1 protein-coding gene and 1 pseudogene are annotated in these 936 nt (G+C 23.6%); both read right to left on the reverse strand.

All coding sequences use genetic code 11. The annotated features are described in order from the left end of the window. Positions 1–414, reverse strand: a pseudogene (locus L8W69_RS09195) (hypothetical protein); the annotation flags it as partial. Then, positions 414–936: hypothetical protein (locus L8W69_RS09200; protein WP_263666995.1), on the reverse strand; the 523-nt coding region annotated here is incomplete at its 5' end. The gene L8W69_RS09200 and the pseudogene L8W69_RS09195, both read right to left, overlap by 1 nt.

Here is a 936-nt window from a genome sequence, read left to right on the forward strand (position 1 = left end):
ATAATTGCCTCTAGTTGTTTTTATTTTTTTACCAAGAATAGTATCTTCAAAAAAAATCACTTCAGGTTTAACATAATTATCATTTTTTTCAGCTATCCATAGAAGATTTTTGATTTTCTTAACCTCTTCTTCTAAATTTTCAATACTTGTAGGTATATATTTTGGTAGGAGTTTGTTGCCTTTTTTATTAAATATGATTTTACCTAAATAAATGCCAAATTTGGGATTATATGTAATGTTGATTTTGTTTTCTAAATCAATATGGTTGAAAAAATACCAATAATTTTTTTCACTAGGGCATATATTATTAAAACATTTTATATTAGTATTTACACCTAAATAAAATACATTTGGTTCTTTTCTAGTTTGTAAAAATTGTTCGTGTTTTTTTGTATCTGGTTCCTTGTATCTCATCATAACTCCTTGATGATACTTTCTTCTATTGCTCTAGCTTCTGCTTCGCTTGGCTGAAAAAAATAAATATCTGGTGTTGTTTTATTTCCAAATTTTTGATCTGTTTTATTAAAATAAATATATTGATTGCTATAATAAATATAGTGTTGTAAGACATCATTATTTGGTTTTTTTTGATGTATGTATGCGTGTCGTATTTCGTGTATAATAGTTTTAAACATTTCCTCTGTATTTTCTATATTGTTTATATTGATTTCAATAATAGTTTTGTCTTGATTATAAAAACCAAATAGGCTATTATCATTTGATGAGATAAATTCTGTTTTTATATTTAATTTAAATTGATTGTAGATTTCTTCAATTAATTTTTCCCAATACGCAATAGGATAATTTTTATTGGGATCATAGTTGTATTTTTGTGCTGTCTTTTTAATTGTATTTTCATAGTAAATTATATCTTGAAAATAATCCCCATATTTTATTTGTATATTCTTTGTTGATTTGACTTGAAAATATATTTTC

It is taken from the genome of Campylobacter sp. CNRCH_2016_3089 (genome assembly GCF_025772505.1).
GTDB lineage: Bacteria > Campylobacterota > Campylobacteria > Campylobacterales > Campylobacteraceae > Campylobacter_D > Campylobacter_D lari_D.